We start from the raw sequence: 15364 nt of genomic DNA, 5'->3' as shown, positions 1-15364 counted from the left end.
TGAACCCCACCCAACTGGAGCTAAACATGCTGAGCCTTCACACCAACGCCGCTTCCCTGTCCGCACAAAATTCCGTGTCGTCGACCCAAAAAATGCTGTCGACCTCGATGACCCGCCTGTCGACCGGCTTCCGCATCAACTCGGCAGCCGACGACGCAGCCGGCCTGCAGATCGCCACCCGCCTGAAGTCGCAGACCAGCGGCATGGCCGTCGCAATGCGCAACACCCAGAACTCGGTCTCGATGCTGCAGACCGCCGAAGGCGCCCTGAACGAAACCGGCAACATCCTGATGCGCATGAAAGACCTGGCAACCCAGGCCGCCGACGGTTCGTCGTCGAAGGATGACCAGACCGCGATGCAAGCCGAGTACGACTCGCTGGCTGACGAGCTGGGCAACATCATGAAGAACACCAAGTTCGGCGGCACCGCCCTGCTGAACACGAACACCGGCAAGCTGGCCACTTCGGTCACCTTCCAGATCGGCGCCGACAAGGCCGAAACCATGGCCGGCAACTTCACCACCGAACTGACCGACGTGCACACCAAGCTGGCCGCAACCAGCCTGCGCTACTCGGGCGGCACCGTTGCCGGCTCGACCGCAGTCGGTACCGACATCAGCGGCACGACCGAAGCCCTGGGCGCAACCAACGCGAACACCACCATCGACGAACTGTCGCAGGCGATCAACTCGGTCAGCTCGCTGCGTTCGAAGATCGGCGCTACCTCGAACCGCCTGAACCACGTCTACAACAACCTGTCGAACATCAGCACCAACACGCAAGCTGCTGCCGGCCGTATCATGGACGTCGACTTCGCAACGGAAAGCGCGAAGATGACCTCGAGCCAGATGCTGATGCAAGCGGGTACCGCGATGCTCAAGCAGACCAACCAGATGTCGTCGATGGTCATGTCGCTCCTGCAGTAATCACGGCTACCTCCGGCCAGCCCGGCCGGGAGTATCATGGGCCAGCCGTTTCAAACGGCTGGCCTTTTTTTATCTGGATCGCGCCATGAACCCGCTCTCGCTCTCCGCTCCCCTGCTGCCCCCGACCACGCCGCCACTGCAGGCCGCGGCGATCGCCGCCATCGCGCCGGTCGCCTTCGCGGCGGCCGACAGCTACCTGCCGCTGCCGCAATCGCAGCCACTGGCCAATCCGCAGGCAGCAGCCGTTCCCGGCGCCGAGCAGCAGGACGGCGCGGCAATGCGGCCCGACCAGGTGTTCATGTCGCGCCAGATGGTATTTGCGCAAGCCGACGGCCGCACCCTGGCCGGCAACTGGCGCGCAATGGTCGGCAATTACGGCGCCAGCCTGGCCGAGCGCGAACTGCGCGCCCGCGGTGGCGCCTTGCCCCCTGCCCTGATGCTCGCCGGGCAGGAGGGCCGGGTGCCGAACCGCGCATTCGAGGGCCAGTTGCCGGCGGACGCATGGCGCTTCACCGTCCACGCCGGGAGCGCCCAGGCCCAGCACCTGCAGGTCTTGCGCAAGGGGGCCGACGCCGGGAACGGCAATGGCCGCCGCAAACGCCCGCGCGCGGCGCTGCGGCTCGATCTCGCACTGGCCGACGGCACCCATGTCGCGGTGCAGGTCGAGCCGGTGCCGGGTGGCGTGGCGATCGACATGGCGGCGCCCGATGCGGCCACGCTGGCCCGCTTGCGTGCCCTGCAGCCGGCGCTCGACGCGGCGGTGCGGCGCGCGGGGCTGGTCGTGGTGCGCTGGAATTTCAGGACGGGCATGGCGCCGGGCGCTTCGGCGCATGCGGCGCTGGCGGCGGACGAGGCGGCGGACGTGCTGACCTTGCCGGTGTTTCGCGCGGTGGCGGAACTGGCCTTGATGCTGCCGGCGCAGGGGTGACCTACCCCACCGTCCCCACGATCGACACTTCCCGGTTCTCGGGAATCTCGTTATACGACAGCACATTGAGTCCCGGCGCGAACAGCTTGGCGTAGCGCGCCAGCAGCGGGCGTACCTGCGGCAGCACGAGCAGCAGCGGCGGCGTATGCTGCTGCTTCATCTGCTCGCGCGCGACCGGCATGTTGATCTGCAGTTGCGACAGCAGCTGCGGGTCGATCGGATAGTTGTCCAGCGCGACCTTGCCGCCGCCGTTCTGGCGCGCCTGGTTCAGTGAGCCGAGCAGCATGTTCTCGAGTTCGGCCGACAGGTTAAAGGCCGGCATGTCCTTCTTCTTGCCGAACATGGTCGAGACGATCTGGCGCCGCAGCGCGCACCGCACTTCGGCCGCCAGCAGGATCGGGTCCTTGGTGGTCTCGGACGCGTCGAGCAGCGTGGTGCCGATGACGACGATGTCCTTGAGCGACACGCCCTCGGCCAGCAGCACGCGGTACACGCGCAGCAGCTGGGTGTGGTTCAGCGCCTTTTCCAGCGCGCCCGCCAGTTTCGGCGACAAGGCGTTCAGGCGCTCCATCAGCGCCGGCACGTCTTCGTGGCGGAACAGTTCGTGCAGGTGGTCGCGGATCACTTTCGAGCAGTGGGTCGCAATCACGCTCGGCACCTCGACAACCTGGTAGCCCAGGCCCAGCGCGTGGCCCTTCTGGTCGGGCGCGATCCAGGTCACCGCCATGCCGAAGGCCGGTTCCAGGCCCGGGATACCATCGAGTTCGCCGTACACGTTGGGCGACGGGATCGCCATCAGGTGCTCGGGATGCACCTCGCCTTCGGCCACGACCACGCCCGACAGGCTGACCGTGTACTGCGTCGGGCGCAGGGCGAGGTCGTCGCGTACGCCGATGCTCGGCAACAGGACGCCCATCGATTCGGACAGGCTCTGGCGGATGCCCTTGATGCGTTTGGTGAGCTGCTCGCCCTGCGCCTTGTCGACCATGCCGACCAGCTTGTAGCCGACGGCCACCGAGATCGGCTGCACCACCGGCAGCTGTTCCCAGTCCAGGTCCGGCGCGCGGTCGTCGCGCAGTGCCGCTTCGATGGCGGCCACGCTGCCCGGGTCGGCCGGCTGGACGCGGGTGTGCAGGCGCCAGCCGGCATAGCCCAGGGCGGCGGCGAACACGGCGAAGGTCATGAACGGCATGCCCGGGATCAGGGCCAGGATGATCATCACGCCGGCGGCGGCGAACAGGGTTGGCGGCTGGGCCAGCAGCTGGTTGCCGACCTGCTTGTCGAGGTCGCCCGCTTCGCCGATGCGCGTCACCAGGATCGCCGAGGCGGCCGAGAGCAGCAGCGCCGGGATCTGCGCGACCAGGCCGTCGCCGATGGTGAGCAGCGCGTAGACGCGGAAGGCGTCGCCCAGCGGCAGGTCGTACATCAGCGCGCCGATCGCGATACCGCCGATCAGGTTGATGATCAGGATCAGGATCGAGGCGACCGCATCGCCGCGCACGAACTTCGAGGCGCCGTCCATCGCGCCGTAGAAGTCCGCTTCGGCCGCGACGTCTTTCCTGCGCTGGGTGGCTTTTTCCTGGTTGATCAGGCCCGCGTTCAGGTCGGCGTCGATCGCCATCTGCTTGCCCGGCAGCGCGTCGAGCGTGAAGCGCGCCGACACTTCCGAGATACGTTCCGAACCCTTGGTCACGACCACGAAGTTAATGATCATCAGGATGATGAACACCACCAGGCCGACCACGAAGTTACCGCCGATGACGACGTTGCCGAAGGACTCGATGACGTTACCGGCGGCGTGCGTGCCCTCGTGGCCGTGCAGCAGGACCACGCGGGTGGAGGCTACGTTCAAGGCCAGGCGCATCAGCGTGGTGCCGAGGATCACGGTCGGGAATACCGAGAAGTCGAGCGGGCGCTTAGCCGAGACCGCGACCAGGATCACGATCAGCGACAGCACGATGTTGAACGTGAACAGGACGTCGAGCAGGATCGGCGGCAGCGGCAGCATGATCATCCCGAGCAGCATCAGGATGAAGATCGGGGCGGCATACTTCTGGCGGCGCAGCTCGGCGACGAAGGCGTTCAAGGAATTCATGAAGGTATTACCTCGCTTAAATGAGATGGCACAGCCACGTCAATCGGTAACCGTGGGGGCGCGGTGCGCCGGCCGTCACGGAAAGCATTCAATTGCAGCACATAGTTCAGCACCGCCGACACGGCCTGGTAAAGCTGGGCCGGAATCTGCTGCTGGACCTGGCTGGTGTTGTAGATCGCGCGCGCCAGCGGTGGCAGCGACACGGTCTCGATCTTGTGTTTCGCGGCGACGCTCTTGATGTACAGCGCCATCTCGTCGACACCCTTGGCGACCACGAACGGCGCCTCGGCGCGGTTCGTATCGTACTTCAGCGCCACCGCATAGTGTTCCGGGTTGACGATCACCACGTCGGCGGTCGGCACGGTCTTGTTCACGTTGCGCTGGGCCAGCTGGCGCTGCAGCTGGCGGATGCGGCCCTTCACTTCCGGACTTCCCTCGCTGCTCTTGTGCTCCTGCTTCTGGTCCTGCTTGCTCATGCGCTGGTTCTTCGCGAACTGGAAGGCCTGGATCGGCACGTCGAGCACGGCGAAGATCACGAATACCGCCACCAGTGCGAACAGGGCGTCGAACATCATGGTCCCGCCACGCACAATGGCGTCGCCCAGCGGCAGGCGCTGCAGGTCGACATAGCTCGCAATGCTCGACTGCGTCACGTGCACCAGCACGAAGCCCAGCACCACGGCCTTGGCCACCGCGGTCGCGAAGCCGACCAGGTGCTTCTGGCTGGCCAGGTTGCCCAGGTTTTTCATCGGGCTCAGGCGATCGGCCTTCGGCATCAGGTTCTTGCCGCTGAAGATCCAGCCGCCGGGCACCAGGCCGCCGAGGATGATCGCGAGCGGCACCACCGCCAGCGGCAACACCATCTTGACGAACAGGGCGCAAGCGGCCATGAACACCACCGACATCGCGTTTTCGATCGCGCCCGTCTCGCCCAGCGGCACGAAGACGAGCCTGAACAAGGACCTGAACGACTCCAGGTAGTCCGGCAACAGCATCGAGAACGCCTTCAGGCTGACCAGGATGCCGATCGCGGTCGACAGGTCCTTGGAACGGACGACCTGCCCTTCCTCGCGCGCCTTTTTCAGCTTTTGCGCCGAGGCCTTTTCGGTTTTGTCGCCGGTCTCAGACACGGGCCGCCCTCATTTGCTGCTGCAGCATCTCGAGTACCGCGTTGGTAAGCTGGATATAGTGTTCGGGGATGAAGCGCACCAGCTGCACCATCATCAGGAGGCCGAACACGGTCACCAGCGAAAAGCCCAGCGAAAACAGGTTCAGCGAGGGCGCCACGCGGTTCAGGAAACCGAAGCCGATCTGCACCACCATCGTCGAAAACACGATCGGCAAGGCGAGCAGCATCGCGGCGGCGAACACCCAGCCGAGGTTCAGCGCCACGGTCTGCAGCGCCAGCGACCCCAGGCCCTGCCCCACCGGCCAGGCGTGGAAGCTCTGCCCCAGCACGCTCGCCAGCACCAGGTGGCCGTCGATCGCGAAGAACACGAAGATCGCCACCAGCGCCAGCAGGCTGGAAATCACGTCGGACTGCTGGCCATTGACCGGATCGTTCATCTGCGCCATCGCGAAGCCGATCTGGCTCGAGGCCAGGAAGCCGAGCATCGAAATGGCCGAGGTGGCGAACTGCAGCGCGAAACCGAGCACGCCGCCGATGATCGCCTGCTCGAACATGGCGACCACGCCGGCCAGCGAGAACGGATCGGGCATCGCCATGTTCTTGGTCAGCGGCAGCATCAGGAAGGCCAGCACCAGCGACAGCAGCGCGCGCACGGGGACCGGCACGATGCCGTCGCCGATTGCCGGGGCCATCGACAGCAGCGCCATGATGCGGCAAAAGGGCCACCACAGCGCGCCGATCAGCGGCATCAGGTAGCTGACGAAATCCATCTAGTTCGCGATCGTGGCGGCGCGCTGGAACACCGACACGCAGTAGTCCATCAGGTAGCCGGTCATCCAGTGGCCGGCCAGGATCAGCACCAGCAGCGTCACCAGCAGGCGCGGCAGGAAGCTCAGGGTCTGTTCGTTGATCTGGGTGGCCGCCTGCACCAGCGCCACCACCAGGCCGATGAGCAGGCCCGGCACCACCAGCACCATCACCAGCAGCATCACCACGCGCAGCGCTTCGGCGACCAGGTCGACCGCGATATCGGGACTCATTGAGCAGGACTCATTCGAAAACTCCGGAACTAGTAGCCGTGGATACTGCCGACGAGGGTGTTGACGGTCAGGGTCCAGCCGTCGACCAGCACGAACAGCAAGAGCTTGAACGGCAGCGAGATGACGAGCGGCGAGAGCATCATCATGCCCATCGCCATCAGTACCGACGACACCACCAGGTCGATGATCAGGAAGGGAATGAAGAGCATGGCACCGATCTGGAAGGCGGTCTTCAGTTCGGACAGGACGAATGCGGCCAGCTTGACGGTGAAGGCGCGGTCCTCGGGCTTCATGGCCGGGGCCTCGCCGGCCAGGTGCGCGACCTGGGCCAGCGCGCTCTTGCTCGTCTGGGCCAGCATGAAACGCGACAGCGGCACTTCGGCCGTTTTCAAGGCTTGCTCGAGGCCGATCTTGTTCTGGTCGTAGGGAAGGAAGGCTTCGTTCCAGACCTGCACCCCGATCGGGCGCATCACCAGCAGCGTGAGGATCAGGGCGATGCCGGTGACGACCCGGCTCGGCAGGCCCTGCTGCAAGCCGAGGGCCTGGCGCAGGAGGGACAGCACGATCACGAAGCGCGTGAAGCTGGTGGTCATCATGACCAGCACGGGCAGGAGGCCCAGCAGCGTCATGAGGACCAGGATCTGCGATTTGACGCTCATCCCGGTATTGGCGCCGGGGATGACGCCGGCCATCAGGTCCTGGGCACCGGCGGGAACGGACAGCATCGAAAGAGCGGCGCCGGCCAGCAGGGATGCGGCCGCGCCGCGGCGCAATGCGCCGCTCTTCAGTAAACTCATGCCGTGATCAGGTCCAGGTTCAAACCGTCCAGGTCGATCACTTTCAGGCCGTACTGTTCGCCCGCGACCACGACTTCGGCGCGGCCGATCGGGGCGCCGTTGACCTTGATGACCAGCGGTTCGCCCGCTACCGCGTCCAGCGGCAACACGCTCGACGGCCCCAGGTCCATCAGGTCCTGCAGCGAGATGCGCACCGAACCGACTTCCAGCGTCAGGGTCACCGGGATCCGGCGCATCATCTGCGGCAGGCGCGGATTGCGCGCGGGTGTGCCCATCTCCACGTTGTCATCGAGGAGGACGTCGACAGCCATTTGCTCGTTCAGGTTCATGTCCATTTATTCAGCGTCTTCAAAAGAGGTTAAACACAGCTTGCCTTTGTGTTCGGCGACCGCCGCCGTAAACAGGCGGGCTTCGTCGAGCAAGACGTCGGCGCGGCCGACGGAAACCGGAATCACATCGCCCACTTTCAGCGCGAACAGCGTTTCGAGGGTGATTTCGTGCGTCACCAGGCGGCCGTCCAGCTTGACCTTCAGGCCGGCGCCGATCGATTCGGAGGAGCGCGTCGCGCGCTGGGGGCGCTCGGGCTGGAGCGCCTGCAGGATCAGGCCCATCATGCGCGCATCGGGCGCGATATAGCAGCGCGCCGTGCTGCCGCCCTGCGGTTCGCGCAGGGTAATGGCCAGCGCCCAGGCGTTCTTGCCGGGCAAGGCCGACGCTACCGGCGACAGCGGGGCCGAAGCGACCTCGACGCCGGCAACGCGGGAAGCGACGCGCACGCGCATCGCCAGCACTTCCGACAACTGCTGCGTCAGCGTGTGCGCCAGGCGTTCTTCGGTGGCCGTGACACGCTCGCCTGCCGGATCGCGCAGCGCACGGGCCGGCCCCTTGCCGCTGTAGCGCGCTTCCAGCAAGCCCACCAGCAGGGCTCGCTCGAAGGCGACGGCGGCGGCGCCATGCGGGCCGCTGGTGCCGAGCCAGCGCAAGCTACTGCTTTCAGGCGCCCGCTCGAACTCGACCTGGGCCAGTTCGAAGCTGCTCCAATAGCGGCGCCAGCCGGGAGCGGACAGCATGGCCGTCATGTCCTCGGCAAACGCACCGGCAAAGGCCGGCAGCAAGTGCACGGGCCGGCCCAGCAAGGCCGGATCGAGCACTTGATGCGGACGCTCTTGAACAGTTGAAATGTTAATCGGCATAAATGACGAATTGGTGTGGTCTACAAGGGACGTGTTTTTATTTCATTCCCGAAGGCAACAATTATACCTGCTTCGATGTATTGGATCACTTGATATTCCGCTTTGAAGTTTCCATTGCCCTACGGTAAGATCGTATCCTGATTTGCGCGGTTTCCTGGGAACAATCACTGTCGCACGAGGGGAAATCGTGAAAAACCGTCGGGTTTTTGCCACCGTTTGATACAGGTTTAACATGCGCAATATTTAACATTTGACAACGGGTAGCCAGTTTTTCGTCGTCAAATGTCGCAGAAAAGATACTTAGTCTGTCACCCACACGCAACATTGAACGCATAGGATTTAACAAATGGGAATTGAATTAGCCGGTCAGATCAAAGCAGACCTCGCCGCATTGGCAAATGAAGCGCAGCGCCTGGCGATTGCACCTTCTGTCGACATGGCGACGCCGGCAGCGCATACCGACTTCTCTTTCGCCCAAACGATGAAGAATGCAATCCAGGGCGTCGATGCCCAGGACCAGGCCGCGGCCGTCAAGATGGCCGATGTCGACAGCGGCAAGAGCGACGACCTGGTCGGCGCGATGCTCGCCAGCCAGGAAGCAAGCCTGTCCTTCTCGATGCTCATGCAAGTGCGGAATAAGGTCATGGGCGCGATGGACGAACTGATCAAGCTGCCTGTCTGACGCAGTCTGACTTAACGGAAAAAGCCCAACGTGATTTCGAAACTCAAGAATGCCTTCGGCGGCGCAAGGCTCGGCGCGATGCCCGGCCTGCCTCCCCTGCTTCGCAACAACCTGACCCCGATGCTGGTACTGGCCGTCGTCATTACCGCCGCCGTCATGATGTTCATGTGGCAGGACCAGGCCAGCTACAAGCCGGTCTTCGGCGCGCGCGAGAAAGTCGCCGCCAGCGACATGATGACCGTGCTCGAGGCCGAGCAGATCCCCTACCGCATCCATCCGGACAGCGGCCAGGTGATGGTGCCGTCGAACGAACTGGGCAAGGTGCGCATGCTGCTCGCCGCCAAGGGCGTGACGGCCCAGCTGCCGGCAGGCCTGGAGCTGATGGACAAGAACGATCCGCTGGGCGTGTCGCAATTCGTGCAGGACGTGCGTTTCCGGCGCGGTTTGGAGGGCGAGTTAGCGCAGAGCATCCTGACCCTCGACGCGATCGCCTCGGCGCGCGTGCACCTGGCGATCGCCAAATCGAATTCCTTCGTGGCCGGCGCCTCCGACCAGAGCTCGGCCTCGGTCGTGATCGCGACCAAGCCGGGTAAAACGCTGGGCAACGAACAGATCGCCGCCATCGTCAACATGGTCTCGGGCAGCGTCGCCAGCCTGAGCCCGAGCCGCGTCTCGCTGGTCGACCAGGCCGGCAACTACCTGTCCTCGCGAGTCGATTTGTCGGAAGGTTTCGACGGCGCCGGCCAGGGCGATGCCGCCGCGCAGCGCGTATCGAACGAAGTGCGCGCCAACGTCAACGAGCTGCTCGGTCCGGTGCTGGGCGCGAACAACTTCAAGGTCAGCGTCACCGCCGACATCGACAACGACAGGATCGAGGAAACCCAGGAAAAATACGGCGAAGCCCCGAAGGTCACCAGCGAAGCGATGCGCGAAGAGATGGAAAAGGGCCGCCTGGCGATGGGTGTGCCGGGCACGCTGTCGAACCGTCCTCCGGTGACTGCCGATCCGGCCGCGCCTGGCGCGGCAGCCGACGGCGCCGCCGACAAGGCGGGCGACAACAACAACTCGCGCAAGAATGCGACCACCCGCCAGTATGCCTACGACCGCGCGATCACCCAGATCAAGCGCTCGCGCGGCCGCCTGCGCAAGCTGTCGGTCGCCGTGGTGCTGAACAACGCCAGCGCCGCCAACGCCAAGACCGGCTACACGCCCGCCGAACTGGCGAACATCGAAAAGATCCTGGCCGGAGGCCTGGGCATCAACGCCGAACGCGGCGACGTGCTGGCCGTGTCGAGCCTGACCTTCCCGGCCCCCGCGGCAGTGGAACCATGGTGGCAGGAGCGCGACACCATCGTCGACGCCACCGGCTATGGCCTCTGGATCGTGGGCGCCCTGCTCGCCTACCTGCTGCTGGCCCGTCCGATGCTGCGCACCGTTACCGCGCGCATGGTCCCTGCCCTGCCGGCGCCGGGCGCCACCGGTGCCGGCGCGGCCGCCGCGCTGCCGAGCGCTGCGGGCATCGTGCCGGCCGCCGCCGCGCTGCCTGCCGGCAGCGGTGTCGCCGCCGTCGTGCCGCTGCTGGAGAACTACGATCTGCCGCCGGCCGGTTCCGCCGTGGATGTGATGGTCGATCACCTCAAGGTGCTTGCCGGTAAAGAGCCGGAGCGCGTTGCCGAGGTCGTCAAACAATGGGTGCAGAAGAAAAATCATGGCCGAACTGAACAATAACGCCGAGGGCGCCGTGCTGACCCCGGTCGAGCAAGCCGCGATCGTCCTGCTGTCGATCGGCGAAGAGCCGGCGGCGGCCGTGCTGCGCTGCCTCGAGCGCGACGAGCTGATCGAACTGACCCAGGTGATGTCGCGCATGAGCGGCATCAAGGTCGACTCGGTCAAGTACGCGGTCCAGAACTTCTTCGACGACTACCGCGAGCAAAGCGGCCTGCACGGCGCCTCGCGTACCTACCTCAAGCGTTCGCTCGACCTGGCGCTCGGCAGCGACATCGCCAACAGCGTCCTCAACACGATCTACGGGGACGCGATCCGCCCGATGATGGCGCGCCTGCAGTACGCCTCGCCGAAGTGGCTGGCCGAATTCATCTCGCACGAACACGTGCAGATGCAGGCCGTCTTCCTCGCCTTCCTGGCCCCGAGCCTGGCCGGCCAGATCATCGAAGGCCTGCCTGAAAACAGCCGCGACCTGGTGCTCCTGAACCTGGCGCGCCTGGACGAAATCGACCGCGACCTGCTGCAGGAACTCGAAGACCTCGTCACGCGCTGCCTGTCCGCGCTCGACACCCAGAGCGCGAGCGTCGAAGGCGTGCGCCAGGTCGCCGAGATCCTGAACCGCCTGCCGAACAACCGTGCCGGCATGGTCGAACTGCTGCGCGCCCACGATCCCGAGGTCGTGTCCAAGATCGAGATGTCGATGTACGACTTCTTCATCCTCTCGCGCCAGACCGAACAGGTCATCACCCGCCTGCTCGACGACATCCCGCTCGAGCAGTGGGCGATCGCGCTCAAGGGCGCCGAGCCGGCCCTGCGCGACGCGATCCTGATGGCGATGCCGAAGCGCCAGGCGCAGAGTTTCGAGGACCTGATGCGCCGTTCGGGTCCGGTGCCGATGTCGCGCATCGAACAGACGCGCAAGGACATCATGGTTGCCGTCAAAGCGCTGGCCGACGCCGGCGAGATCGACGTGCAGCTGTTCGCCGAGGCCACCGCCGAATGAAGCAGTTCCGGCCTTTTCACTTCCCGCCCCTGCACCAGGTTCGCGCTGCGAACGGCACCTTGTCGGCCACCGGCGATGAAGCGCATAACGGAGGAACTTCGCAGGAGGACTGGGACAGCGCACTGGCTGCCGGCTACCGCCAGGGCCAGCAGGATGGCTACGACGCCGGCTACGAAGCCGCGCGCGCCGAAGGCTTCGCGCGCGGCCAGGCCGAAGGCATCGAAAGCGGCCTGGAAGAAGGCCGCGCCCAGGCGCTGGCGCACCTCGACCAGATCGGCAAGCCGGTCGACGCCACCCTCAAGGCCCTGAAAAAACTGAAAAGCGATTTCAAAGCCGCCCAGCGCAAGGAAGTGGTCGACCTGGTCGGCAAGATCGCGCGCCAGGTCATCCGCGCCGAACTGGCCCTGCAGCCGACCCAGCTCCTGGCGCTGGTCGACGAGGCGCTGGCCGCGATGCCGCCGGCACGCGACACCATCGAAGTGCTGATGAATCCGGAAGAACTCAAGCGTGTGACCGAACTCGATCCGAAGCGCGCCAAGAAGTGGAACCTGCTGGCCGATCCTTCGCTCATTCCGGGCGAGATCCGCGTCAAGGCCGGCGACCATGAAGTCGACGCCGGCTGCCAGGGCCGCTTGGCCGCCTGCATGGACCAGGTGCAGGAAGCGCTCGCCGTCCCCGAGGGACAGCAGGCATGACGGCCCTGCTCGACACCCTGCGCGCGCTCGACATCGGCGCGGTGCCGGTCGCCACGCCCACCGGCCGCCTGGTCGGCGCGCAGGGCCTGCTGCTCGAATCGGTCGGCTGCAAGCTGCACACCGGCCAGCGCTGCCGCGTCGAACTCAATGACGGCGGCTGGCTCGACGCGCAGGTCGTGGGTTTCCGCGACAAGGTGTCGTACCTGATGCCGTTCAAGAAAGCCAATGGCCTGGCCACCGGCGCGCGCGTGCTGCCCGAAAAAACCGCGGCCAGCCTGATGATCGGCCCTTCGTGGCTGGGCCGCATGGTCAATGGCCTGGGCGAGGAAATCGATGGCCTGGGGCGCCTTGGCGGCGACCAGCCGCTCAATTTCACTCCGCCGAAAGTCAATCCGCTGCGCAAGACCCCGGTCGACCAGCCGCTCGACGTGGGCGTACGCGCGATCAATGCGATGCTCACGCTCGGCAAGGGCCAGCGCGTCGGCCTGATGGCCGGTTCCGGCGTCGGCAAGTCGGTGCTGCTCGGCCTGATCACGCGCCAGACCGTGGCCGACGTGATCGTGGTCGGCCTGATCGGCGAGCGTAACCGCGAGGTGCGCGAGTTCGTCGAGAAGTCGCTCGGGCCGGATGGCCTGAAACGGTCCGTGCTGGTCGTCGCGCCCGCCGACGAGTCGCCGATGATGCGCGTGATGGCCACCGAGCTGTGCCACTCGGTCGCGGCGCATTTCCGGGACCGCGGCCAGAACGTGCTGCTGCTGGTCGACTCGCTCACCCGCTACGCGATGGCGCTGCGCGAAGTGGCGCTCTCGCTGGGCGAGCCGCCGGCCACGCGCGGCTACCCGCCGTCGGTGTTCTCGAACCTGCCGCAGCTGGTCGAATCGGCCGGCAACGGCGAGAACGCCGCCGGCAGCATGAGCGCCATCTACACCGTGCTGGCCGAAGGCGACGACCAGCAGGATCCGGTGGTCGATACGGCGCGCGCAATTCTTGACGGCCACATCGTGCTCACGCGCGAACTGGCCGAAGCCGGCCACTATCCGGCCATCGACGTCGCCCAGTCGATCAGCCGCTGCATGGCGCAGGTGGTCACGCCCGAGCATGCGAACGCGGCGCGCAAACTGAAGGCGGCACTGGCGCGCCATGCGCGCGTGCGCGACCTGATTCCCCTGGGCGCCTACACGCCGGGCGCGGACCCGGAAACCGACCGCGCGGTGCGCCTGCAGCCGCAGATCGAAGCCTTCCTGTGCCAGGGCACGCGCGAGGGCGCGCCCCTGGACGCCTGCGTGCCGCAGCTGCAAGGGATGATGGCATGAGGAGGATGGCATGAAGCGGCGCGATCAAATCCGGAGCCTGGACACGCTGGTCAACCTGCGCAGCCTCGAGGTCGACAAGCTGCAGACCGAACTGGCGCGCCAGGAAGCGACCCGTGCCCGCTACGCGACCAACCTTGCGCGCATGGATTCGCTGGTCGAGCACAGCGGCGCCTCCGGCAAGGAGTCGGCTGGACTATGGGCGCCGGCATTGGCCCTGAACTGCGGGCAGTACAAACAAGCGGTATTCACGCTGCGCGATTCCCACCGTACCGACCTCCAGCTGCACGAGGCGAACATGGCGGTCTCGCAGCGCAACCTGGCGCAGGCATGGACGCGCCGCGAACTGCTCGGCAAGGTGCTCGAGCAGCAGCAGGACGCCCTTGCGCGCGAGCAGGACCGCGTCGCAAGAAAGCGCGAAGACGACATCGCCACGCAATCGTGGCTGGCAGGCAGGGCGTGACAGCCCGGACATCAAGGAGAACAATATGGCAGGCATTTCCAATACCTACGATCCGACATCGACCGCCCAGGCGCTGGCCGAATCCTTCACCGCCGCACGCCAGGCCATCCTGACACGCCAGGGCACGCAGGCCGGCGCCACCGAAAAAGGCTTGAGCACGCTCGGCTCGGCGCTGAGTGCCTTCCAGAGTTCCCTTGCCGCGCTAACCGGCCTGAACAAGACGATTTCCGCCAGCAGCGCGATTTTCAGCGACACCACCATCGCCAGCGCCAGCGCGACGGCGGGCGCGGCGGCCGGCACCTACAGCTTCTTCGTCGCGCAGGTGGCCAGCGCGCACAAGGTCTCGTACAGCGGCATGGCCGACTTCGCCGGCGGCGGTTCGCTGACCCTGGGCGTGGGCAGCAGTTCCTTCTCGGTCGACCTCAGCACCAAGGCCAACTGGACCGTGCGCGAGCTGGCCGCGGCCATCAACGGCGCCACCGGCAACACCAGCATGTCGGCCGCGGTCATCACCACCGGCACGACCTCGGAACTGGTGCTGACCTCGAAGACGACGGGCGCGGCCAATACCATTTCGGTCAGCAGCACAGGCACGGACCCGACCCTCGCGGCCAAGCTGGGCGCGGCGCCGAACCAGCTGGCGGCGGCGCTCGACGCCGTGGTGCGCGTGGGTTCGGCCACCGGCACTGAGATCCGCCAGGCCAGCAACACGTTCAACGTGGTCGATGGCGTGACCATGACGCTGACGAAAGCGCAGGCGGCCGGCAGCGCGCCGGTCACGCTGACGGTGGCGTCGGACGCCTCGAAGACGGCGGCGAACGCCCAGGCCTTCGTGGACGCCTACAACAAGCTGAAAACGGCCATCGACGCCCTGGTCAGCCCGGGCGACCCGAAAAGCGGCGGCGCGGCGGGCGCCTTTGCCGGCGACAGCGGCGTGCGCGCGCTGCGCGACCGCATGATCAGCGCCTTGCGCAGCAGCGGCGCGACCAGCCTGGCGAACTTCGGCATCACCGCCAACCGCCAGGGCACCCTCAGCCTGGACACCACCCGCCTGAACAAGGCGCTGGCATTGGACCCGACCGGCCTCGACACCCTGGTCGGCAGCAGTGCCACCACCGGCGCCAGCGGCATCGCCGGCCAGCTCGACACCTACCTGAAGCTGTGGACCAACAGCGCGAACGGCCAGATCGGCCGCCGCAAGGACGCCGTCAGCGAGTTGCAGAGCGACCTGGCGGAGCGCCAGAGCGCACTCGACAAACAGTACGACAGCGCCTATACGCGCTACCTGGCGCAGTTCACCCAGCTGCAAACCGTTCAAAACAACATGTCCTATAACACCTCGCTGTTCGACGCTTTGTTCAGCAGCGCCAAAGACTAA

At 66.0% G+C, this 15364-nt stretch carries 16 protein-coding genes; 9 read left to right on the top strand and 7 right to left on the bottom strand.

The annotated features are described in order from the left end of the window. Nucleotides 1-26: 26 nt before the first annotated feature. Nucleotides 27-926 (top strand): flagellin N-terminal helical domain-containing protein, encoded by a 900-nt coding sequence (locus ACFPOU_RS02270; protein WP_379716567.1) that lies wholly within the window; start codon nt 27-29, stop codon nt 924-926. An 85-nt stretch (nt 927-1011) separates the two neighbouring features. Beyond that, a complete protein-coding gene (locus ACFPOU_RS02265; protein WP_379716564.1) occupies nt 1012-1854 on the top strand; it encodes a hypothetical protein in 843 nt (280 codons plus the stop codon). 1 nt (nt 1855) lies between these two features. Here the strand turns inward: ACFPOU_RS02265 and ACFPOU_RS02260 are convergent, their stop codons facing one another. Genes ACFPOU_RS02260 through ACFPOU_RS02230 form a run of 7 tightly spaced genes read right to left on the bottom strand, consistent with a single transcriptional unit; the run spans nt 1856 to nt 8108 of the window. Continuing rightward, nucleotides 1856-3949 (bottom strand): flagellar biosynthesis protein FlhA, encoded by a 2094-nt coding sequence (locus ACFPOU_RS02260; RefSeq protein ID WP_379716561.1) that lies wholly within the window; start codon nt 3947-3949, stop codon nt 1856-1858. Then, the gene (flhB, locus tag ACFPOU_RS02255) at nt 3946-5079 is read right to left on the bottom strand and encodes a flagellar type III secretion system protein FlhB (protein WP_379716557.1); all 1134 of its coding nucleotides are present in this window, start codon (nt 5077-5079) and stop codon (nt 3946-3948) included. The genes ACFPOU_RS02260 and flhB overlap by 4 nt, the downstream gene beginning before the upstream one ends. Then, nucleotides 5072-5848: a flagellar biosynthetic protein FliR gene (gene fliR / locus ACFPOU_RS02250; protein WP_379716554.1), complete on the bottom strand. Its 777-nt coding sequence runs from the start codon at nt 5846-5848 to the stop codon at nt 5072-5074. The genes flhB and fliR overlap by 8 nt, the downstream gene beginning before the upstream one ends. Then, the gene (fliQ, locus tag ACFPOU_RS02245) at nt 5849-6118 is read right to left on the bottom strand and encodes a flagellar biosynthesis protein FliQ (protein WP_379716551.1); all 270 of its coding nucleotides are present in this window, start codon (nt 6116-6118) and stop codon (nt 5849-5851) included. Between the two features lie 29 nt (nt 6119-6147). Then, nucleotides 6148-6915, bottom strand: a complete 768-nt coding sequence (gene fliP / locus ACFPOU_RS02240; protein ID WP_379716548.1) for a flagellar type III secretion system pore protein FliP — start codon at nt 6913-6915, stop codon at nt 6148-6150. Continuing rightward, entirely contained in the window at nt 6912-7250 is a 339-nt protein-coding gene (locus ACFPOU_RS02235) for a FliM/FliN family flagellar motor switch protein (protein WP_379716545.1), read from the bottom strand. Before ACFPOU_RS02235 ends, fliP begins: the two co-directional genes overlap by 4 nt. Beyond that, on the bottom strand, nt 7251-8108 hold the full coding sequence (locus ACFPOU_RS02230; protein WP_379716542.1) for a FliM/FliN family flagellar motor switch protein: 858 nt from the start codon (nt 8106-8108) through the stop codon (nt 7251-7253). A gap of 346 nt (nt 8109-8454) precedes the next feature. Here ACFPOU_RS02230 and fliE point away from each other — a divergent pair, with 346 nt between their 5' ends. Genes fliE through fliD form a run of 7 tightly spaced genes read left to right on the top strand, consistent with a single transcriptional unit; the run spans nt 8455 to nt 15364 of the window. Continuing rightward, nucleotides 8455-8790, top strand: a complete 336-nt coding sequence (gene fliE / locus ACFPOU_RS02225; protein WP_379716539.1) for a flagellar hook-basal body complex protein FliE — start codon at nt 8455-8457, stop codon at nt 8788-8790. A gap of 30 nt (nt 8791-8820) precedes the next feature. Beyond that, nucleotides 8821-10518, top strand: coding sequence for a flagellar basal-body MS-ring/collar protein FliF (fliF, locus tag ACFPOU_RS02220; protein WP_379716536.1), 1698 nt, complete (start codon nt 8821-8823; stop codon nt 10516-10518). Then, a complete protein-coding gene (locus ACFPOU_RS02215; protein ID WP_379716533.1) occupies nt 10499-11518 on the top strand; it encodes a FliG C-terminal domain-containing protein in 1020 nt (339 codons plus the stop codon). The genes fliF and ACFPOU_RS02215 overlap by 20 nt, the downstream gene beginning before the upstream one ends. Next, the gene (gene fliH, locus ACFPOU_RS02210; RefSeq protein ID WP_379716530.1) at nt 11515-12213 is read left to right on the top strand and encodes a flagellar assembly protein FliH; all 699 of its coding nucleotides are present in this window, start codon (nt 11515-11517) and stop codon (nt 12211-12213) included. Before ACFPOU_RS02215 ends, fliH begins: the two co-directional genes overlap by 4 nt. Continuing rightward, nucleotides 12210-13526: a flagellar protein export ATPase FliI gene (gene fliI / locus ACFPOU_RS02205; protein ID WP_379716527.1), complete on the top strand. Its 1317-nt coding sequence runs from the start codon at nt 12210-12212 to the stop codon at nt 13524-13526. The genes fliH and fliI overlap by 4 nt, the downstream gene beginning before the upstream one ends. Before the next feature lie 10 nt (nt 13527-13536). Beyond that, nucleotides 13537-13986 (top strand): flagellar export protein FliJ, encoded by a 450-nt coding sequence (gene fliJ / locus ACFPOU_RS02200; RefSeq protein WP_379716524.1) that lies wholly within the window; start codon nt 13537-13539, stop codon nt 13984-13986. 25 nt (nt 13987-14011) lie between these two features. Next, on the top strand, nt 14012-15364 hold the full coding sequence (gene fliD, locus ACFPOU_RS02195) for a flagellar filament capping protein FliD (RefSeq protein ID WP_379716521.1): 1353 nt from the start codon (nt 14012-14014) through the stop codon (nt 15362-15364).

It is taken from the genome of Massilia jejuensis (assembly GCF_042656795.1).
Classification (GTDB): Bacteria; Pseudomonadota; Gammaproteobacteria; order Burkholderiales; family Burkholderiaceae_D; genus Telluria; species Telluria jejuensis.
Note: the sequence above shows the minus strand (reverse complement) of the source record. Positions and strands in the feature narration are given on the sequence as shown.

Coding starts and splice junctions, on each gene's coding strand:
- fliP (WP_379716548.1), bottom strand. CDS start 6,915: ATGAGTTTACTGAAGAGCGGCGCATTGCGCCGCGGCGCGGCCGCATCC.
- ACFPOU_RS02265 (WP_379716564.1), top strand. CDS start 1,012: ATGAACCCGCTCTCGCTCTCCGCTCCCCTGCTGCCCCCGACCACGCCG.
- ACFPOU_RS02235 (WP_379716545.1), bottom strand. CDS start 7,250: ATGGACATGAACCTGAACGAGCAAATGGCTGTCGACGTCCTCCTCGAT.
- ACFPOU_RS02215 (WP_379716533.1), top strand. CDS start 10,499: ATGGCCGAACTGAACAATAACGCCGAGGGCGCCGTGCTGACCCCGGTC.
- ACFPOU_RS02270 (WP_379716567.1), top strand. CDS start 27: ATGCTGAGCCTTCACACCAACGCCGCTTCCCTGTCCGCACAAAATTCC.
- ACFPOU_RS02260 (WP_379716561.1), bottom strand. CDS start 3,949: ATGAATTCCTTGAACGCCTTCGTCGCCGAGCTGCGCCGCCAGAAGTAT.
- ACFPOU_RS02230 (WP_379716542.1), bottom strand. CDS start 8,108: ATGCCGATTAACATTTCAACTGTTCAAGAGCGTCCGCATCAAGTGCTC.
- fliE (WP_379716539.1), top strand. CDS start 8,455: ATGGGAATTGAATTAGCCGGTCAGATCAAAGCAGACCTCGCCGCATTG.
- fliQ (WP_379716551.1), bottom strand. CDS start 6,118: ATGAGTCCCGATATCGCGGTCGACCTGGTCGCCGAAGCGCTGCGCGTG.
- fliI (WP_379716527.1), top strand. CDS start 12,210: ATGACGGCCCTGCTCGACACCCTGCGCGCGCTCGACATCGGCGCGGTG.
- fliR (WP_379716554.1), bottom strand. CDS start 5,848: ATGGATTTCGTCAGCTACCTGATGCCGCTGATCGGCGCGCTGTGGTGG.
- fliH (WP_379716530.1), top strand. CDS start 11,515: ATGAAGCAGTTCCGGCCTTTTCACTTCCCGCCCCTGCACCAGGTTCGC.
- fliD (WP_379716521.1), top strand. CDS start 14,012: ATGGCAGGCATTTCCAATACCTACGATCCGACATCGACCGCCCAGGCG.
- fliJ (WP_379716524.1), top strand. CDS start 13,537: ATGAAGCGGCGCGATCAAATCCGGAGCCTGGACACGCTGGTCAACCTG.